The organism is Amycolatopsis sp. NPDC088138 (assembly GCF_044741685.1).
Taxonomy (GTDB): domain Bacteria; phylum Actinomycetota; class Actinomycetes; order Mycobacteriales; family Pseudonocardiaceae; genus Amycolatopsis.
The window spans coordinates 512,362-536,547 of sequence record NZ_JBIUTB010000007.1; the positions used below are offsets into that span (position 1 = coordinate 512,362).

Annotated in this window: 23 protein-coding genes; 12 read left to right on the forward strand and 11 right to left on the reverse strand. The window is 70.5% G+C overall.

Translation table 11 applies throughout. The annotated features are described in order from the left end of the window. Complete coding sequence (locus ACIOD2_RS39080; protein WP_400549929.1) at positions 1-705, forward strand: ComEA family DNA-binding protein; 705 nt, start codon at positions 1-3, stop codon at positions 703-705. Here ACIOD2_RS39080 and ACIOD2_RS39085 read toward each other — a convergent pair. Next, positions 702-1,292, reverse strand: coding sequence for a nitroreductase family protein (locus ACIOD2_RS39085; protein ID WP_400549931.1), 591 nt, complete (start codon positions 1,290-1,292; stop codon positions 702-704). The genes ACIOD2_RS39080 and ACIOD2_RS39085 overlap by 4 nt on opposite strands. A gap of 229 nt (positions 1,293-1,521) precedes the next feature. Between ACIOD2_RS39085 and ACIOD2_RS39090 the strand changes: the two genes are divergently transcribed. Together ACIOD2_RS39090 and ACIOD2_RS39095 are read left to right on the forward strand one after the other, a co-directional pair. After that, entirely contained in the window at positions 1,522-2,787 is a 1,266-nt protein-coding gene (locus tag ACIOD2_RS39090) for an aspartate kinase (protein WP_392760384.1), read from the forward strand. Beyond that, positions 2,787-3,824, forward strand: coding sequence for an aspartate-semialdehyde dehydrogenase (locus ACIOD2_RS39095; RefSeq protein ID WP_400549933.1), 1,038 nt, complete (start codon positions 2,787-2,789; stop codon positions 3,822-3,824). The genes ACIOD2_RS39090 and ACIOD2_RS39095 overlap by 1 nt, the downstream gene beginning before the upstream one ends. Before the next feature lie 39 nt (positions 3,825-3,863). On the opposite strand, the gene ACIOD2_RS39100 is transcribed toward ACIOD2_RS39095, so the two are convergent. Then, positions 3,864-4,349, reverse strand: coding sequence for a hypothetical protein (locus ACIOD2_RS39100; protein ID WP_400549935.1), 486 nt, complete (start codon positions 4,347-4,349; stop codon positions 3,864-3,866). 945 nt (positions 4,350-5,294) lie between these two features. Between ACIOD2_RS39100 and ACIOD2_RS39105 the strand changes: the two genes are divergently transcribed. Both ACIOD2_RS39105 and ACIOD2_RS39110 read left to right on the forward strand, forming a co-directional pair. Continuing rightward, positions 5,295-6,476: an RtcB family protein gene (locus ACIOD2_RS39105; RefSeq protein WP_400549937.1), complete on the forward strand. Its 1,182-nt coding sequence runs from the start codon at positions 5,295-5,297 to the stop codon at positions 6,474-6,476. Between the two features lie 18 nt (positions 6,477-6,494). Then, a complete protein-coding gene (locus tag ACIOD2_RS39110; RefSeq protein WP_400549939.1) occupies positions 6,495-6,875 on the forward strand; it encodes a hypothetical protein in 381 nt (126 codons plus the stop codon). Here the strand turns inward: ACIOD2_RS39110 and ACIOD2_RS39115 are convergent. Then, positions 6,872-8,023, reverse strand: a complete 1,152-nt coding sequence (locus tag ACIOD2_RS39115) for an MFS transporter (protein WP_400550656.1) — start codon at positions 8,021-8,023, stop codon at positions 6,872-6,874. The two genes, ACIOD2_RS39110 and ACIOD2_RS39115, sit on opposite strands and share 4 nt — an antisense overlap. Positions 8,024-8,207: 184 nt before the next feature. Between ACIOD2_RS39115 and ACIOD2_RS39120 the strand changes: the two genes are divergently transcribed. From ACIOD2_RS39120 to ACIOD2_RS39130, 3 genes are all read left to right on the forward strand, one after another. Beyond that, positions 8,208-9,734: a DHA2 family efflux MFS transporter permease subunit gene (locus ACIOD2_RS39120; RefSeq protein WP_400549941.1), complete on the forward strand. Its 1,527-nt coding sequence runs from the start codon at positions 8,208-8,210 to the stop codon at positions 9,732-9,734. Beyond that, complete coding sequence (locus ACIOD2_RS39125) at positions 9,715-10,311, forward strand: TetR family transcriptional regulator (RefSeq protein ID WP_400549943.1); 597 nt, start codon at positions 9,715-9,717, stop codon at positions 10,309-10,311. Before ACIOD2_RS39120 ends, ACIOD2_RS39125 begins: the two co-directional genes overlap by 20 nt. 410 nt (positions 10,312-10,721) lie before the next feature. After that, complete coding sequence (locus ACIOD2_RS39130; RefSeq protein ID WP_392760373.1) at positions 10,722-11,252, forward strand: hypothetical protein; 531 nt, start codon at positions 10,722-10,724, stop codon at positions 11,250-11,252. 584 nt (positions 11,253-11,836) lie between these two features. Here the strand turns inward: ACIOD2_RS39130 and ACIOD2_RS39135 are convergent. Beyond that, entirely contained in the window at positions 11,837-12,889 is a 1,053-nt protein-coding gene (locus tag ACIOD2_RS39135) for an alpha/beta hydrolase (protein ID WP_400549946.1), read from the reverse strand. Between the two features lie 137 nt (positions 12,890-13,026). On the opposite strand from ACIOD2_RS39135, the gene ACIOD2_RS39140 reads away from it, so the two are divergent. The 3 genes from ACIOD2_RS39140 (at position 13,027) to ACIOD2_RS39150 (ending at position 14,668) form a co-directional block, all read left to right on the forward strand. Then, positions 13,027-13,599 carry an NADPH-dependent FMN reductase gene (locus ACIOD2_RS39140; RefSeq protein ID WP_400549948.1) on the forward strand — a complete coding sequence of 191 codons (573 nt, stop codon included), beginning with the start codon at positions 13,027-13,029 and terminating at the stop codon, positions 13,597-13,599. A gap of 135 nt (positions 13,600-13,734) precedes the next feature. After that, positions 13,735-14,157, forward strand: coding sequence for an organic hydroperoxide resistance protein (locus ACIOD2_RS39145; RefSeq protein ID WP_326945018.1), 423 nt, complete (start codon positions 13,735-13,737; stop codon positions 14,155-14,157). A 34-nt stretch (positions 14,158-14,191) separates the two neighbouring features. After that, a complete protein-coding gene (locus tag ACIOD2_RS39150) occupies positions 14,192-14,668 on the forward strand; it encodes a Dps family protein (RefSeq protein WP_400549950.1) in 477 nt (158 codons plus the stop codon). Between the two features lie 48 nt (positions 14,669-14,716). Here ACIOD2_RS39150 and ACIOD2_RS39155 read toward each other — a convergent pair whose 3' ends face one another. Together ACIOD2_RS39155 and ACIOD2_RS39160 are read right to left on the reverse strand one after the other, a co-directional pair. Then, a complete protein-coding gene (locus tag ACIOD2_RS39155) occupies positions 14,717-16,105 on the reverse strand; it encodes a glutamate decarboxylase (RefSeq protein ID WP_400549952.1) in 1,389 nt (462 codons plus the stop codon). A gap of 93 nt (positions 16,106-16,198) precedes the next feature. Continuing rightward, positions 16,199-17,266: an NADH:flavin oxidoreductase/NADH oxidase gene (locus tag ACIOD2_RS39160; protein WP_400549954.1), complete on the reverse strand. Its 1,068-nt coding sequence runs from the start codon at positions 17,264-17,266 to the stop codon at positions 16,199-16,201. A gap of 73 nt (positions 17,267-17,339) precedes the next feature. On the opposite strand from ACIOD2_RS39160, the gene ACIOD2_RS39165 reads away from it, so the two are divergent. After that, entirely contained in the window at positions 17,340-17,966 is a 627-nt protein-coding gene (locus ACIOD2_RS39165; RefSeq protein WP_400549956.1) for a TIGR03085 family metal-binding protein, read from the forward strand. On the opposite strand, the gene ACIOD2_RS39170 is transcribed toward ACIOD2_RS39165, so the two are convergent. Genes ACIOD2_RS39170 through ACIOD2_RS39190 form a run of 5 tightly spaced genes read right to left on the reverse strand, consistent with a single transcriptional unit; the run spans position 17,932 to position 23,952 of the window. Continuing rightward, entirely contained in the window at positions 17,932-18,639 is a 708-nt protein-coding gene (locus tag ACIOD2_RS39170; protein ID WP_400549958.1) for a hypothetical protein, read from the reverse strand. The two genes, ACIOD2_RS39165 and ACIOD2_RS39170, sit on opposite strands and share 35 nt — an antisense overlap. After that, on the reverse strand, positions 18,636-20,435 hold the full coding sequence (locus tag ACIOD2_RS39175) for a carbamoyltransferase (RefSeq protein ID WP_400549960.1): 1,800 nt from the start codon (positions 20,433-20,435) through the stop codon (positions 18,636-18,638). The genes ACIOD2_RS39170 and ACIOD2_RS39175 overlap by 4 nt, the downstream gene beginning before the upstream one ends. A 12-nt stretch (positions 20,436-20,447) precedes the next feature. Next, positions 20,448-21,707, reverse strand: coding sequence for a hypothetical protein (locus ACIOD2_RS39180; RefSeq protein ID WP_400549962.1), 1,260 nt, complete (start codon positions 21,705-21,707; stop codon positions 20,448-20,450). After that, entirely contained in the window at positions 21,704-22,945 is a 1,242-nt protein-coding gene (locus ACIOD2_RS39185) for an ATP-grasp domain-containing protein (RefSeq protein WP_400549964.1), read from the reverse strand. Before ACIOD2_RS39185 ends, ACIOD2_RS39180 begins: the two co-directional genes overlap by 4 nt. After that, entirely contained in the window at positions 22,942-23,952 is a 1,011-nt protein-coding gene (locus tag ACIOD2_RS39190) for a glycosyltransferase family 2 protein (RefSeq protein WP_400549966.1), read from the reverse strand. Before ACIOD2_RS39190 ends, ACIOD2_RS39185 begins: the two co-directional genes overlap by 4 nt. Between the last annotated feature and the right edge of the window lie 234 nt (positions 23,953-24,186).

The following is a 24,186-nucleotide window of genomic DNA, read 5'->3' on the forward strand; positions in this document are numbered from 1 at the left end:
ATGTCCGTTTCACAGCCTGTCGCGATTTCGCCGAGTGCGGTCGCCCGCCTCGTGAGTCGTTGGTACTTCGTCGTCACGATCGCCACGATCGGGTTCTTCGCGTGGGTTCCGTTCGTGCACGCCGCCGTGCGGCTGGGCCGGAAGTCCCTCTACGTCCGAGCCGCGGTTTTCGGGGCGGCCGCCGCGCTCATGGGCGTGCTGATGTCCCTTTCCCCGAAGGACGCCGCGGGCAAGGTCGTCGGGACGACCGGGAACCTGCTCACCTCGATCGCCGTGGTTCTCGGACTCGTCCTGGTCGCCGTCGGCTGCGTGCAGCAGGCCAAGCTGCGCCGCGAAATCCTGCGCCACGTCCCCGGTGAGCGTCTCGACGGCCCCGACCCGGCCCTCGCCGCCGCGCTCGCCGCGCGGGATCGCCGCGCCGAAGCGCGGAAGCTCGCCACCGAGGACCCGCTCATCGCGCGCGACCTCCGGATCGGCCGTCCCGATCTCCCGCGGAACTACGACGACGGTGGACTTGTCGACCTCAACAACGCGCCAGCGAACGTGATTGCGTCGGTTTGCGGGCTGGACGCCGACACCGCCGCGGCCATCGTCGACATCAGGACGACCGTCGGCGGGTTCGCCGCGGTCGACGACGTCGGCGCCGTGGTGCCCTTCGGGGCGCTGGACCGCATCCGCGACCGGGCCGTGGTCCTGCCCGCCTAAAGCGCCGGGGAGCCCCACTTTCCGGTGAACGCGAACTCCTCCAGCGGGATCCGGACCCGGTCCGCCTTCTCGCGCTCGATCCGCCAGTCCTCCTCCAGCACGTCCGGGTGGGCCGGCGACCCGACCGCGATCGCCACCTTCGGGACCGCGTCCGCGGGCAGTGAGAACGACGCGCTGACGTCGGGAGCCGAGAAGCCCGCCATCTGGTGGGCGATCAGCCCCAGCTCCACCGCCTGCAGCACCAGGTTCTCCGAAGCCAGCCCCAGGCCGTACTCGGCGTAGGGCACCGAGCCCTTCTCGTTCGTCGTCACCATCACGCCGATCAGCAGGAGGCTCGCCCGCCCGGCCCACGCCTGGTTGCCCGAGTTGAGCGTCGCCAGGATCGCGTCGAACGCCGGCGTGCCGCGGACGCCCACCAGGTAGCGGGCGGGCTGGGTGTTGCCGAACGACGGCGCCCAGCGGGCCGCCTCCAGCAGGGATCGGACCTGGTCGGGGGACACCGTCGCCGACTCGTCGTAAGCGCGGGGACTCCAGCGCTCCGCCATCAGGGTTGCGATCGGGATGCTCGTCACAGCTGGTTTGCGCACGATCAACACCTTAATCAAGCGTGCGCTGCATCACTCGAAAGGAAGGGCTCCGCGCATTTCGTTGGTGTTACGGAAGATTTACTTCCGTGCCGCCCGTATTCGCGCCCTGCCCCACGTCGAGAGGGTGGCGGGGCGCTGAACCCCCGGTAGGCTCCTGGTCAAACATGGGACGCGGGGGCTCCTCGGTGCCCACCAGGGAGCAGACCCGGCCCGTCGAGGAGGTTCGGGCGTGGCCCTCGTGGTCCAGAAGTACGGCGGATCGTCGCTGGAAAGTGCCGACCGGATCAAGCGCGTCGCGGAACGGATCGTCGCCACGAAGAAGGCGGGCAACGACGTCGTCGTGGTCTGCTCGGCGATGGGTGACACCACCGACGAGCTGCTCGACCTGGCGCAGCAGGTCAACCCGGCGCCGCCGGAGCGGGAGATGGACATGCTGCTCACCGCGGGTGAGCGCATCTCGAACTCGCTGGTCGCCATGGCCATCGCGGCCCAGGGTGCCGAGGCGTGGTCGTTCACCGGTTCGCAGGCCGGCGTCGTCACGACGTCCGTGCACGGGAACGCGCGCATCATCGACGTCACGCCGAGCCGTGTCACGGAGGCCCTCGAGCAGGGTTACGTCGCGCTGGTGGCGGGCTTCCAGGGCGTCGCGCAGGACACCAAGGACATCACCACGCTGGGCCGCGGCGGGTCGGACACCACCGCCGTCGCGCTGGCCGCCGCGCTGAACGCCGACGTCTGCGAGATCTACTCCGATGTGGACGGTGTGTACTCCGCCGACCCGCGGATCGTGCCGGACGCGCGCAAGCTCGACACCATCCCCTACGAGGAGATGCTGGAGCTGGCCGCCAGCGGGTCGAAGATCCTGCACCTGCGGTCGGTCGAGTACGCGCGCCGCTACGGCGTCCCGATCCGTGTCCGTTCTTCCTACAGTGACAAGCCGGGCACCACCGTGGCCGGTTCAATCGAGGAGATCCCCGTGGAACAAGCGCTGATCACCGGTGTGGCACACGACCGTTCCGAGGCCAAGATCACGGTCACCGGGGTGCCGGACACCGCCGGTGCGGCGGCCCGGATCTTCCGCGTGATCGCCGACGCCGAGATCGACATCGACATGGTGCTGCAGAACGTGTCCAGCACCGTCTCCGGTCGCACGGACATCACGTTCACGCTGTCGAAGGCCAACGGCGCCAAGGCCGTCAAGGAGCTGGAGAAGGTCAAGGCCGAGATCGGCTTCGAGTCGGTCCTCTACGACGACCACGTCGGCAAGGTCTCGCTGGTCGGCGCCGGGATGCGGTCGCACCCGGGTGTCACGGCCACCTTCTGCGAGGCGCTGGCCCAGGCGGGCGTCAACATCGAAATCATCAACACCTCGGAGATCCGCATCTCGGTGCTCATCCGGGACGCGCAGCTCGACGAAGCCGTGCGTGCCATCCACGCCGCGTTCGAGCTCGGCGGCGACGAGGAAGCTGTGGTCTACGCGGGGAGTGGTCGCTGATGGCGGAGGGACTGCGGGTCGGGGTGGTCGGCGCGACCGGCCAGGTCGGCGCGGTGATGCGCAAGCTGCTGGCGGAGCGGGAGTTCCCGATCGCCGAGCTCCGGTACTTCGCCTCGGCGCGCTCGGCGGGGTCGAAACTTCCTTGGCGTGACAGCGAAATCACGATCGAAGACGCGTCCACGGCGGATCCGTCCGGTTTGGACATCGCGCTGTTCTCCGCGGGCGGGTCGACGTCCAAGGCACAGGCGCCGCGGTTCGCCGACGCCGGGGTCACGGTGATCGACAACTCCTCGGCGTTCCGGATGGACCCGGACGTGCCGCTGGTCGTCAGCGAGGTCAACCCGGAAGCCATCAAGGAGGCGCGCAAGGGGATCATCGCGAACCCCAACTGCACCACCATGGCCGCGATGCCGGTGCTCAAGCCGCTGCACGACGAGGCCGGGCTGGTCCGGCTGGTCGCGTCGACCTACCAGGCGGTGTCCGGCAGCGGGCTGGCCGGCGTGGACGAGCTGGCCGGCCAGGTGAAGGCCGGCGTCGAGCACGCGTCGCTGCTCACCCACGACGGTGCGGCGATCGAGTTCCCCGCGCCGAACAAGTACGTCCGCCCGATCGCGTTCAACGTCCTTCCGATGGCCGGGTCCATTGTGGATGATGGTGAGTTCGAAACGGACGAAGAGAAGAAGTTCCGCAACGAGAGCCGCAAGATCCTGAGCATCCCGGGGCTGGGCGTGTCCTGCACCTGCGTGCGGGTCCCGGTGTTCTCGGGGCACTCGATCTCGGTCAACGCGGAGTTCGCACAGCCGCTCACCGTCGAGCGGGCGACGCAGCTGCTGTCGCACGCCCCCGGCGTCGAGCTGTCCGACGTCCCGACGCCGCTGCAGGCGGCGGGCAACGACCCGAGCTACGTCGGCCGCATCCGCGTCGACCAGGGTGTCGATGGTGGCCGCGGCCTCGCGCTGTTCATCGCGAACGACAACCTGCGCAAGGGCGCCGCGCTCAACGCCGTGCAGATCGCGGAGCTGATCGCGCAGCAGTGACCGAGCCGGCCCGGCCCCGCGGTGCGGGGCCGGGCAGGCTCACTTCTTCTTCTGCCGGGGCTGCATCGGCGGCAGGCCGAACGCCACCCGCAGCTCCGGCTTCTGCATGGGCTTCAGGACTGCCATCATCAGCGCGCCCCACAGGATCAGCCCGACCGGGCTGCCGGTGGATCCCGAGCTCGTGGCGAGGCTCACGACCAACCCGATGAGCAGCACCACCATGAACGCGCTTTCCAGCAGCATGATCGCGAAGGCGATCTTGCGCTCGCGCGTGCTCAGCAGCACGCTGCACACCACCAACGCGATCAGCAGAAGCACGTTCACCGTCACGAGCAGCAGCGGCAGGACGACGTCGCGGGCATCGTCCACACCTGAGGCGAGGAACCAGAGGAAGCCGGCGAGCGCCAGGTAGAGCACGGCCTGGGCGGCGATCGCCACGCGCATCGTCCTGATCCCGCGGCGCACCTCCTGTTCCGCGTTCGCACCGGAAGTGGGTAGCGGCTGATAAGGGGCCGGCTCGGTCATGGCGGGCACGCCTCTCTCGGGAACCACGGCAACGACCGGTCGAGGAGACCACGGGTGCCGCGGGACCGGTCCCCCTCAGGCGTCCCGGGCGGCTTTCCGGCACAACTGGGCCTCGTCGTGACGGCCGTTGTGTGCAGCGCGTAGATCGCGTAGCCGCGGTCTTCCCGGGTAGCTCGGCGCTGTCCAACCAGGGCAGGGCCGTTTCGAGGGCCTCCCGGACGTACCGGCTGCGCCAGATCGGGTTGCCCTCCATGGCCATCTCGAAGGCCGCGTACAGCGGTAGTGGCGTCAGCGACGGCGATAGCCGCGACTCCGGCGGCGAAGTCGAGCAGGCGCGCGGACGAGGAGGCCGGACCAGATGCCGTCGAAGGCTGGTAGCGGACTTCGAGCCCCTTGCAGACGGTGACGAGGGTCGCCCAGGGTGTCGGATCCGCGCCGGCGAGTTCGGCCGCCTTCCAGGCGGTGTCGCGGGCGTATTCCAGCAGCTGGTGGAAGGGCCCGAACTGCTGCCGGCTGCGCGCGTCGCCCCGGCGCTGCCAAGCCAGGGCGACGAAAGGTCTCCACCTGCACGACGGCGGCGTCGGGATCGTCTTCCCGCTCGGCAAGCCAGTCGCGCAACCACTGGCGTTCGGCGAGGCCGCGAGCGGTGGATTCCGGCAGGGTCCCGAGCCGTGCGGGCGACGAGACCTGCGGTGGTTCCCGAGCGCGACCAGCGCACCGCCAGGTTGTCCACAATCGGAGGCCGCTGTGGACAACCCAGCGCCAGACGCCCGAACGGCGGTTTTCGTCGGCGGCCCCCGATAGACTGGACAAGGGCACGCCCCCCAGGGAGGGTGGGGGGCCGCCCTCGCCCGTTCCTCCACAGTGGACTGCCGGAAATCGCCTTGTCCGATTCCCGGCCAAGAGGGATCCTGAGCCTCGCAATCAGTTCCAGGGGAGGAAATCATGTACACCGCTGTCGACGGCGCGCGCGTCCCGATCCGGATGTGGGCGGACCCCGCGTCCGTCGAAGACCAGGCGATGCGGCAGCTGCACAACGTCGCCAACCTGCCGTGGGTCCACGGGGTCGCCGTGATGCCCGACGTGCACTACGGCAAAGGTGCGACCGTCGGCAGCGTCATCGCGATGCGCGACGCCGTTTCGCCCGCCGCGGTCGGCGTCGACATCGGCTGCGGGATGAGCGCCGTCCGGACGTCGCTGACCGCGGCCGACCTGCCCGACGACCTGGGCAAGCTGCGCCGGCGCATCGAAAACGCCGTGCCGGTCGGGTTCGGGCTGCACAAGACGCCCGTGAACCCGGCGAAGGTGCACGGTGTCGGCGGCTGGGACGAGTTCTGGAAGGGCTTCGGCGAGCTGCACACCGGCGTCCAGGAGCTGCACGACCGGGCCGCGCGGCAGATCGGGAGCCTCGGCGGCGGCAACCACTTCATCGAGGTCTGCATCGAAGAAGGCGCAGGCCGCGTGTGGCTGATGCTGCACTCGGGTTCGCGCAACATCGGCAAGGAGCTCGCGGAGCGGCACATGGCCGTGGCGCGCAAGCTGCCGCACAACGCCGACCTGCCCGACCGGGACCTCGCGGTGTTCGTCGCGGGGACGCCGGAGATGCAGGCCTACCGGCGCGACCTGTTCTGGGCGCAGGACTACGCGGCGCGCAACCGCGCCACGATGGTCGCGCTCGTGAAGCTGGCGCTGGCGGACGTCGTGCCGGGCACGACCTTCGACGACGCGATCTCGTGCCACCACAACTACGTCGCCGAAGAGACCTACGACGGCGTCGAGCTGCTCGTCACCCGCAAGGGCGCGATCCGCGCCGGCTCGGGTGACCTGGGGATCATCCCGGGCAGCATGGGGACCGGTTCGTACATCGTGCGGGGGCTCGGCAACGAGTCGTCGTTCCGGTCGGCGTCGCACGGCGCCGGCCGCCGGATGTCGCGGACCAAGGCGAAGAAGCTGTACACCGCGGACGACCTCGCGGCGCAGACGGCGGGCGTCGAATGCCGCAAGGACACCGGCGTCGTCGACGAGATCCCGGCGGCGTACAAGGACATCGACGCGGTCATCAAGGCCCAGACGGACCTGGTCGAGGTCGTCGCCCACCTCAAGCAGGTGGTCTGCGTCAAGGGCTGACGCGGTACCTTGGGTGACATGACGAGTCGGGGGACGACGGCCGCGCTGCTGGCCGGGATCGCACTGCTGCTGAGCGGGTGCGACCAGGTGAGCAGCGCGGTCGACCAGGGGAGCAAGACCGCGGACAAGGTCGGCGCGTGCGCCGAGGCGCTCGGGCTCGCGGACCTGAACCCGCTCGTCGACCCGCAGAAGCTCAAGGAGCGGGCCGAGGACAAGGAGCGGCGGCTGCGCGAGCTGGCCGGGAACGTCTCCGACCAGGACGTCAAGAACGCGCTCCTCGGCATGGCCGACTCCTACGTCGAGGTGCAGAAGGAACGCATCGAGGACGCCGGTGTCGTGGCCAGGTGGGCGAAGCGCAACGTCGCCAAGCTCGACGCGCTGCGCACCGCCTGCGGCTAGCTGGCCGGGGCTTCGGCCAGCGCCGGCACCGGTGCCGGTTCGGGCGTCCGCCGACGTCGCCACCGGATCAGGCCGGCCGACGCGATCACCAGGCCGCCGAGGCCCGACGCCGCGAACCCCCAGGCCGGGCTCGAGTGGTCGATCGCGAAACCGACCACCGGGCTGCCCACCGCGAGGCCCATGCGGGTGAACGAGTCCATCAGCCCCATCACCTCGCCGCGCACCCGCGCCGGCGCGAGCCGGCTGACCGTCTCGGTCGTCGCGGCCAGGGTCGGCGCGCAGAGCAGGTTCGTCGGGATCAGCACGAGCATCAGCAGCCACCACGGCTGCGGGGCCAGCCCGACCGGCACCACCAGCAGCGCGAGCAGCAGCATCAGCACCCCCTGCGGCAGCGAGCGCTTCACCGTGCCGTGCACGATGCCGCCGAGGATCGACGCGGCGCACATCACCGCGATGACCAGCCCGGTCACGCCGATGTCGCCGTGCTCGCGCAGGGTCGCCAGCGTCGACAGTTCGGTGCCGACGAGCACGAACAACGTGCCCGAGCCGACCAGCAGCGTGCCCAGCAGCCGCCCGGTCAGCCAGCTGCGCAGCGGCGGCCGGGCCTCGGCCGGCACCCCCGGCTCGACGGCGTCGCGGATCGGCGGGTTCACCAGCCAGATCAGGAACGCCGTGCCGCCGAACAGCACGCCCAGCGCGCTGAGCGTCCACGTCGGCGAGAACGTGGTGATCGCCGCGATCCCGGCCGCGGGGCCGACCATGAACGTCACTTCGATGGAGATGGAGTCGAGTGAGTACGCCGCGCGGCGCTCCTCGTCCGGCACGAGCGTGGCCAGGACCTGCCGGGCCAGCGAGCCCGCGGGCACCGAGAGCATCCCGGCCGGGACGGCGACCGCGGCGAGCGCTTCGAACGGCAGGTGCGGCGCGGCGATCCAGAACGCCGTGGTGCCGATGCCGCAGACGGCGACGACCGGGCGCAGCCCGTACTTGTCGAAGGCGCGGCCCACCGTGGGCGCGCCGATGGCCATCCCGAGGGTGACGCCGGCGCCGACCAGCCCGGCGGCGCCGTAACCGCGGCCGAGCCCGGTGACGACGTACAGCGTCATCAGGACGCCGTTCATGGTCATCGGCAGCCGGGCCAGGAGCATCAGGGCCATCGTCGAGGGGACGCGGGGGACGGAGAGCACCCGGCGGTAGGGCTGCAGAGGCACACCCCGATGAGAACCCAAGGTGGTACGCGCGTGCAACTTGTTTCTCGCGGCGGGTAGCCCTGGCGGTCGAATATTTTGAGAGCTACTTTCATTTGGTAGTCACTATCAAGTGGGGGTCACTATGAATCAGCTGTATCCGCGCAGGTGGTGGGCGCTCGGAGCGCTCGCGGTGAGCCTGCTGACCGTCGGCCTGGACCTGACCGTGCTGAACGTGGCCGTGCCGACACTCGCCGTCGACCTCGGCGCCACGACCACGCAGCTGCAGTGGTTCGGCAACGCCTACACGCTGGCGCTGGCCGCGCTGCTGCTGCCCGCCGGCCTGCTCGGCGACCGGTTCGGCCCGAAGAAGCTGCTGCTCGGCGCGCTCGCGCTGTTCGGGCTGGCGTCGCTGTGGTGCGCCTACGCGACCTCGCCCGGCGAACTGATCGCCGCCCGGGTCGTGCTCGGTGTCGGCGCCGCGTTCCTGATCCCGCTGTCGCTCTCGCTGCTGAACGTCCTGTTCCCGCCTGAGGAGCGGGCGAAGGCGCTGACGACCTGGGTGCTGGCGACGTTCGTCGGCATCCCGCTCGGCCCGCTGCTCGGCGGCTGGCTGCTCGACCACTTCGCCTGGGGTTCGGTGTTCCTGATCAACGTCCCGCTGACCGCCGTCGGCCTGGTCGCGGTGCTGTTCCTGGTGCCGCTGACCCGCGGCTCCGGCGCGGGCGCGATCGACTACGCCGGCATCGCGCTGTCGGCGGCCGGGCTCGTCGCGCTCACCTACGGTTTCGTCTACGCGGGTGAGCACGGCTGGGCCGACCCGATGACGTACGGGCTGGTCGCGCTCGGCGCCGCGCTGCTCGCGGTGTTCTGGTGGGAGCAGACCCGGGTGGCGGCGCCGCTCGCCGACCTCGCGCTGTTCCGGGAGCCGCGGTTCGTCTGGGGTGCGGTGCTCGCGACCGTCGCGTCGTTCGCGCTGATGGGCCTGCTGTTCGTGCTGCCGCAGCTGTTCCAGGCGGTGCAGGGCGCCGACGCGCTGCAGACCGGGGTGCGGCTGCTGCCGCTGATCGGCGGGATGCTGGTCTCGGCGAAGATCGCCGAACGGCTGGTCGCCGTGTTCAGCGTCCGCGTCGTCGTCACGGCCGGGTTCCTGCTGCTCGCGGCCGGTCTGGGCTGGGGTTCGACGACGCCGGCCGCGTCCGGGTACGGCCTGACCCTCGGCTGGGAGATCGTCATCGGCCTCGGCACCGGGTGCACGTTGCCGCCGCTGATGTCGATGGCGATGGGCGCGCTCACCGAAGGCCGATCGGGTGCCGGCTCGGCGCTCATCCAGGTGCTGCGCCAGGTCGGCGGCACCATCGGCGTCGCGGTGCTGGGCACGGTCCTCAACGGCGTCTACCGCGCCGGTGTCGCCGTCGAGGGCCTGCCGGGGCCGGTGGCCGACGCGGCGCGGGGCAGCGCGTCCGGCGCGGTCGCCGTCGCCGGGAAGCTCCACCTGCCCGCACTCGCCGACTCCGCGCGGGCCGCGTTCGCCGACGGCATGGCGGCGACGCTGTGGGTCTGCGCCGGGCTCGGCGTCGCCGGCGCCGTCCTGGCGGTGCTGTTCCTGCCCGGGCGCGCGGTCGCGGGGACCGAGCCGCGAGAATCGGAGCATGACGTCGTCGCCGGCTGAGCCCCAGGGGTTGCGGGAACGGAAGAAGGCCAGGACGCGGGCCGCGATCCAGCGGCACGCGTTGCGGCTGTTCCGCGAGCGGGGTTACGCGGCCACGACGGTGGACCAGATCGCGGCCGCCGCGGAGATCTCGCCGAGCACCTTCTTCCGGTACTTCCCGACGAAGGAGGCGACGGTTCTCTACGACGCCCTCGACCCGCTGATGGTCGAGGCCGCGCTGGCCCAGCCGCCCGAGCTGAGCCTGATGGGCGCGCTCCGGGCGACGCTGCGCGAGGTCTACGAGCGGATGCCGGAGGAGGACTGGCAGGACGAGCGCGACCGGCAGCTGCTGGTGTTCAACGAGCCCGAGCTGCGCGCCCCGATGCTGGAGCAGTACGGCGACGGCATCGACCTGCTCGCCGACCTCGCCGCCCGGCGCGTCGGCCGTTCCGCGACGGACTTCGAGGTCCGCAACTGGGCGGGCGCGGTCGTCGGCGTCGTGCTCGCGGCGTTCTACACCGCGGGCGGCGACCCGGACCGTCTCCTGCACTCCCTCGACGACGCCTTCGCCCATTTGGAGGCGGGCCTTCCACTTTGAGGGCGTTTTCCCGAACCATTTTCCGGTTCGTGCTCCCACCTCGGGGAAACGGTTTCCGGGGAACCGTGTGGGTGGCGGTGCGAGCGTGGGGGACGCCCTTCTGGAGCAGTTGCGACACGCGGTCCAGCGGAGTGATGAAGCGAAAAGATCACCGTTTACGCCTGTGTGGGTGACCGAACTGTTCCATAGTGGACGGCGGTGACCAGCAGTGACGCCTCGGGTTGGTCAGGATGATCTTCAGGGGGAGACGCAAGGTTTCGCCGTTAATCAATTGCGGTCTAGTTCGCCTCTTCTGCATCCGGCACGTAAGGGTTAGAAAACTTCCCTATCCGGTGATCGGGTGGCTTATCTCCGATACGGCGAGTATCGCTTTAACCCGTCAGGTCTCCCGAGGCCAGGAGGTAAAGGGTATGAAAGGCAAGTTCGGGCGGTCCATCGCCCTGGTAGCCGCCGGCAGTCTGCTGGCAGTCGCGACGGCGGGGATCGCTTCGGCGAGCCCGGACGGGGGCAAGGGTTCCTCCAGCACCCAGGCCCTCGCCGCGCAGGTTCTGCAAATGCGTGACGACCTGACCAAGGTGGCCTACGCGGGCAACGTCGGCGCCACGCGGTCCGACCTGGGCCAGATGAGCCCGGTGCTGTCGGACATCGCCGCCGGAAAGCGCTACACGATCCAGACCGACACCCAGCAGCTCGCCGGGCTGGCCAAGGGTCGCGCGGACGAATCCGCCCGGCTGCTGACCGACCCGACGGCCAAGGCGCGCCAGCTGCCGCCGTTGCCGCTGCCGATCCCTTCGCTGCCGGACCTGCCGGGCCCGCTGAAGATCGTCAGCGACCTGGTGAAGGCCCTGCTGGGCGCGGTAACGGGCATCTTGGGTGGCCTGCTCGGCGGCCTCCCAGTGCCGCCGCTGCCGGTCCCGCCTTTGCCCGCACCGGCGGGCTAGTACGGCTATCGGAGAAACAGGGGGGCCCGGAGCCCGGCCGCGGACATTCCTCCGCGCCGGGCTCCGGGTCGTTTCCCGGGGCGGTGTGACCGGCGGTGGCTCGCATTTTTGCCGACCCGCCCGCTCGCTCGTCGAGGCCGATCTGCCGGGCATCGGGGCCTTCGGGCGTGCTCGCGGGCGGCAGCTTGCGTTCGTGGTGAGTCTGGTCGTGGAGGTTGGCTGGGCAGGTGTCCGCGCTTGGGGTGCGTTCGGTCGCGGGTGGCGCTTAGTCGCGGTGGCGGCTTGTGTTCGTGGTGAGTCTGGTCGTGGAGGCCGGTTGGGCAGGTGTCCGCGCTTGGGGTGCGTTCGGTCGCGGGTGGCGGGCTTGGTCGCGGGTGGCGGCTCGTGTTCGTGGTGAGCCTGGTCGTGGAGGTCGGCTGGGCAGGTGTCCGCGCTTGGGGTGCGTTCGGTCGCCCGCGGCTGGCTCGGCCGCGTGGCTCGTGCCGGTCGCTCAGGTGTGGCCGGTCCCATGTGGACAGACATGGCCGCAACAAGACTTATCAGTGCGACCCCATTCCCGCGGTTCGAGCCTGGCGTCTCCTGCGTCAGTCGCGAATGGACAGACCCTGCCTCAGGGCGCCTGCCGTCTCGGCGAGGGCTTCGCGGAAGCGGGTTCCGACGCCCGTGAAGTTGATGAAACCGTGGATCAGGTCCTCGTGGCGGCGCAGCGCCACCTCGACTCCGGCGTCGGCGAGCTTCTTCGCGTACGCCTCTCCTTCGTCGCGCAGTGGGTCGAAGCCCGCCGTCACGACCAGGGCCGGGGGGAGGCCGCTCAGGTCTTCCGCGCGCAGTGGGGACAGGCGCGGGTCGGTCAGGTCGCTGCCCTTCGGCACGTAGTGGCCCTCGAACCACTTCATGTGCACGTCCGTGAGGAACAGGTTTTCGGCGAACAGGTCCTGCGAGCGGTAGCGCTGCGCGAAGTCCGTCGCCGGGTAGATCAGCAGCTGGAACGCCGGTGCCGGGCCGCCGCGGCGCACCGCCTGCTGGGCCGTCACCGCGGCGAGGTTGCCGCCCGCGCTGTCGCCGCCGACCGCGATGCGGGACGGGTCGGCGCCGAGGTCGCTCGCCTTGGCGTACGCGAAGTCGAACGCCGCCAGGGCATCGTCCGCGGCCGCCGGGAACGGGAACTCCGGGGCCAGCCGGTACTCGATCGACAGCACCCGGACCCCGGCGTGCTTGGCCAGGAAGCGGACGGCGTTGTCGTGGCTCGCGCGGGTGCCGATCACCCAGCCGCCGCCGTGGAAGAACACCAGCAGCGGCGACTTCTCCGGCAGCCCGACCGGCGTGTAGAGCGTCGCCGGCAAGTCGCCGTCCGGCGTCGGCACGGCGATCTCGCGCACCGAGACCGGCTCGATCGGCTTGCCGCTCACCAGGTGCCGCCCGACGTCGAGCAGCGCGCGGGAGCTCTCGACCGAGCCGCGGACCAGCTCTGCGCGGGCGACCTTCTGCAGCCGCAGCAGCAGCTGGGCGTCGAGCGCCAGGTCCTGCCCGTCGAGGTGCACCGGTCGGCCCGCCACGGCTCGCCGCACCGGCCCGGGCAGCCAGAACGCGAGCTGGGACGCGGCGGCCTGGACGCGGACCGGGAGCGGGATCGCCATCGTTGCCTCCTGTGCATCGGTGCGGCGCAGATGTTACTTGTCAGTAGGTAGCAGGTCCAGTGCGGCGCCGGGTGTGACCGGGGCCTCCGTCCCAAAGTCTGGTCCTCCAGTTAAGTGGAGGGGTTAGCCTGGAAAGCGTGACTTCAGCCAGGACGGTCAATGTGCTCGGGATCGGCGGCTCTCTGCGGGAGGGCTCGCAGTCCGAACGCGCGTTGCAGATCGCGCTCGCCGCGGCGGCGGAGACCGGCGTCCGGACCCGGCTGCTGTCGGGGCCGGACCTGGTGCTGCCCTTCTACGACGCGGGTGAGCTGGAGCGTGACGAACGCGCGAGGCAACTCGTCGACGCCGTCCGCCACGCCGACGGCCTCATCGTAGTCTCGCCCGGCTACCACGGTGCGCTGTCCGGGCTGGTCAAGAACGCCCTGGACTACGTCGAGGACCTCCGCGACGACGCCCGCCCCTACCTCGACGGCCGCGCTGTCGGCCTGGCCGCCGTCGCCTACGGCTGGCAAGCCGCGGTGACGACGCTCGAGCAGCTGCGCACGATCACGCACGCACTGCGCGGCTGGGCCACCCCGCTGGGTGGTTCGATCAACTCCGCCGAGACCAAGTTCGACGACGGCGGCGGCGCGTCCGACGAGAAGAGCATCCGCACGCTTCGCCTGATCGGCCGCCAGGTCGCCGAGTTCGCGGTGTCGCGCCACTCCTAGCGTTTCGCCCGGCCGTTGCCGGGTAACCGAAGCACGTGATGCCTGCCATGTAGGGGCACTGTTCCGCGGGTGCGGGATGTTGTACCCGATGAGACGCTCGACGCTGAGCGTTCCCGGACAGAAGGCAGGCGAAGAATGGGTCAGGCGATCTACACCGCGGTGGCGACGGCACGCGGAGACGGCCGCAACGGCGAGGTCACCTCGTCCGACGGTGTCATCGACGAGTCGTTGGCCATCCCGAAGGAGATGGGTGGCCCCGGCGGGGACAAGACGAACCCCGAACAGCTCTTCGCCGCCGGCTACTCGGCGTGCTTCCACAGCGCGCTGCAGCTGGTCGCGCGTCAGGCCAAGGTGCCGCTGCACGACACGACCGTCACGGCCGAGGTCAGCGTCCTCAAGCAGGACGCCGGGTTCGGGCTCGGCGTCGCGCTGAAGGTCTCGCTGCCGGGTGTCGAGCAGGCCCAGGCCGACCAGCTGGTCGAGCAGGCCCACCAGGTCTGCCCCTACTCCAACGCCACTCGCGGGAACATCGAGGTCGCGCTCTCCGCGACCGTCTGATCCCCGCCTCAGTTCGAGGAAAGGATCACCGCACATGTCCAAGTCTCCGATCAAGAGCCCGCTGGCCGAGGCCGACAAGGAGATCACCGGCAACGCCCTCCAGGCGACGCTGGTCGACCTCGTTGATCTCTCCCTGATCGCCAAGCAGGCGCACTGGAACGTCGTCGGCGCGAACTTCCGCAGCGCGCACCTCCAGCTCGACGAGCTCGTGACCACCGCGCGCGAGTACGTCGACCAGGTCGCCGAGCGGGCGAACGCCATCGGCGTCTCGCCGAACGGCAAGGCGAAGACCGTCGTCGAGAGCTCCGGGCTGCCCGACTACCCGGACAACTGGCAGTCGGTCGAGTCGACGGTCGCCGCGATCGTCGACATCCTCTCGGCTCTCATCGGGCGGCTGCGCAAGCGCATCGACGAGACCGACAAGAGCGACCTCGTGACGCAGGACCTGCTGATCGAGATCACCCGTGCCCTCGAAGAGGCGCACTGGATGTGGCAGGCCCAGCAGGCCTGACCCCGTCCGCGAAGGGCCGGTTCCGCACGGAGCCGGCCTTTCGCGCGTTCAGTGGTGGAACGCCGTCGCCTTGGCTGGGTCCTTCGGGCGGCCTCCTTCCTCCTGCAGCTCCGGGAGGATCCGCGCCAGGTCGGCCAGGAGCAGGTCCGCCAGGTCGTGCGTGAAGCCGTTGCGGACCACGATCCGCAGCACCGCCAGGTCCGTGCGGTTGTCCGGGAACGTGTACGCCGGCACCAGCCAGCCGCGCTCGCGCAGCCTGCGGGAGACGTCGAACACGTCGAAGCCCGCGTCCGCGCGGGTGGTCACGGCGAACACCGGCAGCTGGTCGCCGTGGGTCAGCAGCTCGAACGGGCCCAGGCCGGCGATCCCGGCCGACAGGTGCATCGCCACGTCACGCGACGCCTGTTGCACCGCGCGGAATCCTTCGCGCCCGAGCCGCACGAACGTGTAGTACTGCGCCGCCACTTCGGCGCCCGGGCGGGAGAAGTTGAGCGCGAACGTCGGCATGTCGCCGCCCAGGTAGTTGACGTTGAACACCAGCTCCGACGGCAGTGCCTCCTTGTTCCGCCAGATCACCCAGCCGACACCCGGGTACACCAGCCCGTACTTGTGCCCGGAGGTGTTGATCGACGCGACCCGCGGCAGCCGGAAGTCCCACTCCAGGTCCGGGTCGAGGAACGGCGCGATCATCGCGCCGGACGCGCCGTCGACGTGCACCGGGATGTCCCAGCCGGTGCGCTCCTGCAGTGCGTCGAGCGCCGCCGCGATCTCCGCGACCGGCTCGTAGCTGCCGTCGAACGTCGACCCGAGGATCGCCACCACGCCGATCGTGTTCTCGTCGCAGCGCGCGACCGCCTCCTCGGCGGAGAGGTGGTACCGGTCGCCCTCCATCGGCACCAGCCGCGGCTCGACCTCCCAGTACTCGCAGAACTTTTCCCAGCACACCTGGACGTTCACGCCCATCACCAGGTTCGGCTTCCCGGTGCGGCCCAGCTTCGACCAGCGCCGCTTCAGCGCCATCCCGGCGAGCATGCAGGCCTCGGACGACCCGGTGGTCGAGCAGCCCATGACGCCGGCCGGGTCGGGCGCGTGCCACAGGTCGGCGAGGATGTTCACGCAGCGCCGCTCCAGCTCGGCGGTCTGCGGGTACTCGTCCTTGTCGATCATGTTCTTGTCGACGCACTCGGCCATCAGCTCACGCGCCTGCGGCTCCATCCACGTCGTGACGAACGTGGCGAGGTTCAGCCGCGCGTTGCCGTCGAGCATCAGCTCGTCACGCACCAGCTGCAGCGCCGTGTCCGGTGGCAGTGGTGTGTCGAGCAGCTTGTCGTGCGGCATGACGAAGCCCGACGCGAGCGCCGGGTTCGCCCCGGCGTACATCGGATTCGTGCCGCCGACGCGGCTCGGGCTGTCGGTTTTCCCCTGATGCAACACCATGAAAGCGACGGTAGCGCCATCCGCCGACAGCGGCGCGCGCGAAAGGTCGGTCCCGGTCCGAATCGGACCGGAACCGACCTTTCGCGGCGAAGATCAGTGCCAGGACTTGGCGCGGGCGTACTGGTCCGGCCAGCGGACCTCACCGTCGAGGACGTTCGCCGCGCGCAGGGGCCAGTGCGGGTCGCGCAGGAGGGCCCTGGCCAGGAAGACCGCGTCCGCCGAACCCGAGGCCACGATCTCCTCCGCCTGCTCCGGGTCCGTGATCATGCCCACCGAGCCGGTCGGCACGCCCGTCTCGGAGCGGATCCGGGCGGCGAACGGGACCTGGTAGCCCGGCCCGACCGGGATGTCCGGGTTCGGGGTGTTTCCGCCCGAGGACGCGTCGATCAGGTCGACGCCCCGCTCCGCCAGCAGCTTCGTGAGACGCACCGAGTCCTCGATCGTCCAGCCGCCTTCCGTCCAGTCGGACGACGACAGCCGGGCGAACAACGGCACCGACGGCCCCACCTCGGTGCGCACCGCGTCGGTGATCTCCAGCGCCAGCCGGGTGCGGCCCTCGAAGTCGCCGCCGTAGTGGTCCGTGCGGGAGTTCGACAGCGGCGACAGGAACTGGTGCACCAGGTACCCGTGCGCGAAGTGCAGCTCGACCAGGTCGAACCCCGCGTCCAGGGCTCGGCGCGCGCCAGCCGCGAACGCCGCCGGGAGCGCGCTCACCTCGTCCGTCGAAAGCGGACGCGCCGGGGCGTACGGGCCGAACGCCTGCCGGTCCGCGCCGACGCTCTGCCAGCCGCCCTCGTCGACCGGGACGCTGCCCGAGCCCTCCCACGGGCGCTTCGTCGAACCCTTGCGGCCCGCGTGGGCCAGCTGCATGCCGATCGACGTGCCCTGGGCGTGCACGAAGTCCACGATCCGGCGCCACGCGTCAGCGTGCTCCTCGCTCCAGATGCCGGTGTCCTGCGGGCTGATCCGGCCTTCCGGTGTGACGGCGGTCGCCTCGGTCAGGACCAGGCCGGCGCCGCCGGTGGCGAACTGGCCCAGGTGGACGAGGTGCCAGTCGCCTGGCAGGCCGTCGGTCGCGGAGTACTGGCACATCGGGGACACCCACGCGCGGTTCGGCAGCGTCAGGCCGCGGACGGTGATCGGGCTGAAGAGTCGGCTCACAACCCGGTCAACGACACGTGCCCGCGGTCTCTTCCCGTCGCCAGCGCGGGTACCGGCGAGTAGCGTCACACCCATGGGTGTCGCTGCAGACGAACGTCAGGCGTTGAGCTCGCTCTTCGAAGACCTCGGGCCCGACGCGCCGACGTTGTGCGAAGGCTGGACGACGCGGGATCTCGCCGCGCACCTCGTCGTGCGTGAGCACCGGATCGACGCCGCGCCGGGCATCGCGGTGCCCGCGCTCGCGGGGTACACGAAGAAGGTCCAGGACCGCTACGCCGCGAAGCCGTGGCCGAACCTGGTCGACCAGGTGCGCCAGGGGCCGTCGAAGTTCTGGCCCACCTCGATCGGCCCGCTCGACGAGCTGACGAACGGCGCGGAGTTCCTCGTCCACCACGAGGACGTCCGCCGCGCGCAGCCGGACTGGAAGCCGCGCCCGGCCGACCCGACCCGGGACGCCACCGCGTGGCGCTCGGCGAAGGGCGCCGCGAAGCTCAACCTCCGCAAGTCGCCGGTCGGCGTCACCCTCCGGACCACCGACGGCCGCGAGGCCACGGTCAAGACCGGGCCCGACCCGGTGACGGTCGTCGGGGACCCGGTCGACCTGCTGCTGTTCGTGTTCGGCCGCGACGCCGTGAACCTGGACTTCCAGGGTGACCCGGCCGCCGTCACGAAGCTTCAGGCGACGAAGCGGGGACTCTGAGCGCCCGGTTCACCCACCGTCCCACCGGCAGCGCGACGACGATCGCGGCCAGCACCAGGTGGACCACCATGAACGCCACCGCGGCGGGCACGCTCGGCGGGCCGCCGAGGAACACGATCATGTGGGACGCCCACTTCAGCTCGACCGGCTTCGTCCCCGCGGCCCAGACGTCGTTGAGCGCCCAGAACGTCAGGTCGTTGACACCCGAGACGACCACCAGGATCGACGCGACGCCGGCCTTGAGCACGTTCACCGTCCGGCCGCCGCCGAGGCGGTAGGCCAGCAGCGCGAACAGCACGATGAACGTCGTCACGAACAGCTCGAACTGGTACACCGGCTGAAAGGCGTCATCAGCGGTGGAACGCGCGAACGCCTGGACCCGCATCACCAGCTCGGTGTCCAAATAGGACATGTAGACGAAAACGGCGAACACGATCAGCGCCGGCCCGTACTTCACCCGCGGGAACAGCGAAACCGTCAGCACCGCGAACAGGAACGGGCACAGCTTGAACGCCCAGTCGCCGATGTTGTCCAGCGTCTGGTCCGGCGGCAGCACCACCATGATCAGCAGCGTGGTCACCACGGCCGGGACGGCGGCCACCAGCCACAGCCACCGGCGCCGCCGGTAGAGCGCGCCGATCCAGCTCGGCGACTCCGTCACCGTTGCGGTCATAGTTCCTTCTCCACCCAGAACGGCCCGAGGGCCAGCGCGTCGACGTCGGTCTTCAGGTAGCAGGCGATGGCGTCGGCCGGGCTCGCCACGATCGGCTCGTTGTTGTCGTTAAACGAGGTGTTGACGACCATCGGCACCCCGGTCAGCTTCTCGAACTCGCTGATCATCCGGTAGTACAGCGGATTGTCCGTCACGCTCACCGTCTGCACGCGCGCGGTCCCGTCCACGTGCGTGATGGCGGGCACTTCGTCCCGCTTGTCCGGCAGGACGTCGAACACCAGCAGCATCACCGGTGACGGGTAGTCGCTGACGAAGTACTCGCCCGCGCGCTCGGCCAGGCACGACGGCGCGAACGGCCGGAACGCCTCGCGGTGCTTGACCTTCTCGTTCATCCGGGTCTTCGACTCCGGGTCGCGCGGGTCGGCGACGAGCGAGCGGTTGCCGAGCGCCCGTGGCCCGCACTCCATCCGGCCCTGCACCCAGCCGACGATCTTGCCGTCGGCGATCTTGGCGGCGGTGTGCGCGGCGATGTCGCCGACGCGGGTGTACTCGACGCCGGCGTCCTGCAGTGCCACCTCCATCTCGGCCTCGGTGTAGTCGGGGCCGGTGTAGGTGTAACCGTCACGCGGGCGCGGCTTGCCGTACCGGCCGACCGACACCTCCAGCGCCGCGCCGAGCGCGCAGCCGTCGTCGGCGGCCGCGGGCTGGGCGAAGAAGTCTTCGAACGGCGTCTCCAGCAGGATCCGGCCGTTCATCACGCTGTTGAGCGCGACGCCGCCGGCGACGCACAGCCGCTTCGAACCGGTCTCGCGCTGGAGCCACCGCGCCAGGTGCAGGCCCGCTTCTTCGAGCGTCACCTGCAGCGCGTACGCGATGTCGCAGTAGTGCTGGGGAACGGGATTCGCCGCCGTGACCCGGGTTTTCGGCCGCGCCGGGCCGAAGGTGTCGCTGAACTTCTTCGCCATCACGTGCTTGCCGGTGCGGTGGTGGGCGAACCAGCTCAGGTCGAGCTCGAAGCCGCCGTCGTCGTCGAGGTGGACGAGCTGCTTGAACGCGTCGACGTAGGTGTCCTCGCCCAGCGGCGCGAGGCCCATGATCTTGCCCTCGTCGCGGGTCGGGTAGAAGCCGAGGTAACCGGTGACGCCCGCGTACATCGCGCCGAGCGAGTGCGGGAACTTGATGCGCCGCAGGTCGACGATCCTGTTGCCGCGGCCGTGCGCGAGGTAGGTGGCCGTGCCGTCGCTGCCGATGCCGTCGAAGGTGAGCACGGCCGACTCGTCCCACGGTGAGATGAAGTAGCCGCTGGCCGCGTGCGCGCGGTGGTGGTCGACGAGGTGGGTCTTGAACTTCGTCGGGCCGGTCCACGCGACGGCGTCCTTGACGTCCTGCGCCAGCGTGTAGGACCGCTTGACGTGGGCCAGGACCGCGCCGCCGACGTGGTAGTCGTCGTGGCCCGAGCCGCCGCCGGTCTTGAAGGTGTCGACCATGCCCGACGAGCGGCCGCCTTCGTCGCCGTTGGCGTTGCGGAAGACGTCCAGCGTGCCCGGGAAGTACCGCGCGAACACCTTGGCCGCGTGGATCCCTTCCTTCCAGCGCTGCCAGTAGTAGGCGACGTGGTCGACGTCGGCCAGCGTGATCCCGCCGCGCTCGAGGCAGAACTTGATCGCCTCGGCGGGGAAGCCGCCGTCGTGCTTCACGCGCGTGAAGCGTTCCTCCTCGGCGAAGGCGACGATCTCGCCGTCGCGCACGAGTGCCGCCGCCGAGTCGTGGACCCTGCTGATGCCCAGTACGTACATGATTCTCCCGGTTCAGAACGAATGACGGCGGCGGAGCAGGCGCCGCAGGACGACCGCCTTGACGGCGAGCCCGAGCACGAGCGCGGCGAACCCGCCGACCGGCCCGAGCGGAGGAACGAGCAGGGCCGCACTCAAACCCGTGGCGACGAGGGCCACGACGGCGGTGCCGGACGTCAGCGTCAGCACCTTGCTGTTGGTGTTTTCGACGAGGAAGCTCGCGTAGAGCCCGGTCGCGTACAGCACCGTCTCGAAGAGCACGAACACACCGAGGACGACGTAGCCGTCTTCGGCCGCGAGCAGCGCGCGCGTCGACGGCACCGCAAGGCCGGCGCCCAGCACGACGGCGAACCCGATCCCGGCCCGTTCGACCAGCTTCAACAGCTCGGCCGCGCGGGCCCGGCCGCCCGCCGCGCCGGTGCCGCGCATGCGCCGCGACACCGCCGGCTGGTGCAGCTTCAGCTGGTAGAACAGCAGCGAGCAGAACGCGCTCGACACCAGTGCCGCCAGGTAGAACGGGCCGCTGTCGGTCGTCCGGCCGGACAGCGCCAGCACGGCGAACACCGCCGACGTCGAGAGCACGTCGAGCACCTCGGTGAGGCCGAGCAGCACCGTGCTGCGCCCGTACGCCGGCAGGAGCCGGTGCCCGGGGACACCGGCGCCGCGCAGCCACGGCCCCGGCAGCAGGGCCGCCGAAGCGCCGAGGATCACGACGAGCCCGGCGAGCAGCAGCACCAGGTGCGTTTCCGGGGGCCAGCGCACCAGCCAGGTCAGGCACGTCACGAGCCCGACGACGACCGAACCGGCGGTGAACGCCAAGGCGTCCAAAATGGACTTTCCCCGCAGCCGGTGCAGCCCGGACACGGTCATCAGCAACCCGCCGGAGATCGACCAGGCCGCCGCCGTCAGGTACAGCGCGGCGTCCGACTCGGGGGCGACGGCAAGCGCCACGACCATGGCGGCCAGCACCACCAGTACCGGCGCCGCGGCCAGCCGGACCGTGAGCGCGGCGACCGCGTCCCGGGTCAGCCGCAGCCGCGGCACCGCCTTGAGCGCGGACTTCTCCGCCGCGCCCGGCACGAAGTTCAACCAGGTCATCAGGCCGAGCGCCGTGGCGAACCGGCCGTAGTCGTGCGCGCCCCACGCCGTGATCAGGACCAGCCCCATCAGCTGGACCGACACCCGGAACACCCCGCGGCCGGCGAGCAGCCGCAGTACCGCCGCCGGCCGCGGCGGGGCCACGACCGGCGGGGCGGCGGGGGACAAGCCGGTCACGGCAGCGGTACCGCCATGTCCTGCTCACGGAGCAGGAACTTCAGCGTGCCGCGCACGTCGTTCTCCGCGGCGAGCAGCTCGGGCACGGTCGCGGCGGTGAGCACGACGTAACCCAGCTTGTACCCCGCCTGCTCGTACGGCTTGACGTAGGACCCCTCCTCGGCGAACAGGTGCAGCCCGACGACACCGGGCATGGTGCGCACCTCCTCCACACCGTCCACCCGGGACAGGTGACCACCGCGGTCGGACGCGAGGATGTGCACCAGCGTCGGCTTCGACTGGTGGAGGTCGAGGTGTACTTCACCGCCGGTGGCGGCCGCGATCCCGGCGGCGATCAGGTCGGCGCCGTAACAGTGCTGGATCGCCTCGGCGAGGCCGTTGCCGCCCATCCGCGCGCCCATCTCGATGAGGTAGAGCTGCCCGTCCCGGCCCAGGACCGCGTCCAGCGTGAGCGGTCCGGTGCGGTAGCCGAGCTCGGTGCAGATCAGGTCGAGCGCCTCGATCAGCCGCAGTTCGACGTCCGCCGACAGCTCGCCGGGCAGCAGGTGCGACGACGTCACGAAGAACGGCGGCGGGGTGAGGGTGCGCTCGGTGACGGCGTGGAAGACGGTCCGGCCGTCGACGACCAGCGCCTCGATCGTGAAGTGCGTCCCGTCGAGGTGCTCCTCCACGACCAGCCGGCCCGAGGGCGAGAAGGCGAGCGACTCGCTGAACGCCTTGGTCAGCCGGCCGGGGCCGGAGCAGGAGACGACCCCGCGGCTGCCCGACGAGTCGACCGGCTTGACCAGCGTGGGGAACCGCAGCTGCTGGGCGTCGCTGACCAGCTCGGGGCCCGGGCGGCCGGCGACACTGCGGTAGCCCGGCAGTCCCAGCCGGTCGCACAGGGCGCGGAAGACGGACTTGTCCGTTGACGCCCTGACCGCGTACTCCGGCAGGGGAGCCGGCAGGTCCCAGTGCCGGGTGAGCCACGCCAGCGTCGGCAGGCCGACGTCGCTCGCCGGGCAGAGCACCCCGGCGATGTCCCGGCGGCCGTCGAGCGCCGCCGCGATCTGCTCCGGCGCCCGCACGCTGACCTGCAGGAACTCGTCCGCGTACACCACCGCCGGTGCGCCGGGGCGGACGTCGACGCAGATCGTGCGGAAGCCCAGCTCGTGGGCCCGCTCGTAGGTGCTGACCGAACCGTCCGCGCCACCCAGTACCACCAGGGTTCTCGCGGAGTCTCTCTCGTAACCAGTCACGCTGAAATGCCTTTCCCCAGTTGCACATCGATCCGCCGAGGCCCCCCGGGGTCCTCGGACGTGAAGAGCCGGTCCTCGACGTCGATCGCGACGTTCGACTCCCGGACGTAGTACTGCCGCGGCCGCGGCTGGCCCGCGCCGACCACGACGAGGTAGCGCACGGTCAGCGACGACACCAGCAGCAGCACGGTGAGCAGCGCGAACAGCGTCACGGCGGTGGCGTTCGCGCCGAGCAGGCCGAACGCCGCGGCACCGGCGGCCAGTACCCCGATCCCGGCGGCGAGCAGCGCCGTCGCGGAAGCCGCGGTGGTCAGCCTGCGGGTGAACCCGACGAACAGTTCGATGGCGTGCGACGACAGGAAGCCCATGCCCACTTTGGACTCGCCGCGCTCACGGGCCCGGTGTGCCACCGGGACGGTCGTGTACCGGCTGGTCAGCCGCGGCACCGTGGCGAGGAAGTACGGCGTGCCGAGCCGCAGGTCCACGATCTTCCGGGCCAGCTCGGCCCGGACCAGGCGGAACGCCGTGGCGCCCGGCGGGATCTCGATGCGCAGCAGGCGGCGGCCGATGAAGTGGAACGCGGCGGTGCCCCAGCGCCGCAGCAGCGGGTCCTGGCGGTTCGTGCGGACGCCGAACACCGCGTCGTAGCCCTGTTCGGCCGCCGCGACGAGCTTGCGCGACTCGGCGGCGGGGAACTGCTGGTCGGCGTCGATGTGCAGGACCCACGGCTGTGACGCGTACCGGTAGCCGGCCGAGAAGGCGGCCTCGAAGCCGAAATTGCGACTGAACGACAGGTACCGCACACGGGGGTCCGCGGCCGCGAGGGTATGAATTACGTCAAGCGTCCCGTCACTGCTGCCGTCATCGACGTACAACAGTTCCAGTGAATGGTGGCCCAGTTCGTTGGTTATTTCCCGATAAGACGGTTCGACGTTGTCGACTTCGTTGAAGCACGGAATGACTACCGTGAGTCCACTTTCGGCCGGGCCGGGGAAAGTGCTGGTCATCTGCGGCGCTCGGGGTGCCGTACCGGATTCGTGTCCGTACGGTCACCGACAGTGCGAATGGTGTTCATGAATACCCCAGTTGGATCCGGTAAGGCCGCAAGCCGATGCGCGGTGTTGCGGAGTTATAAGCAGAAGCATCGTTGTTCCGGGATGCCTTCACTACGAATTCCTCCGTTCAGACCCAGACCAAAGTATTAACCCATCCGTCATTCGGGGTGTCCTGCGGACGAAGTC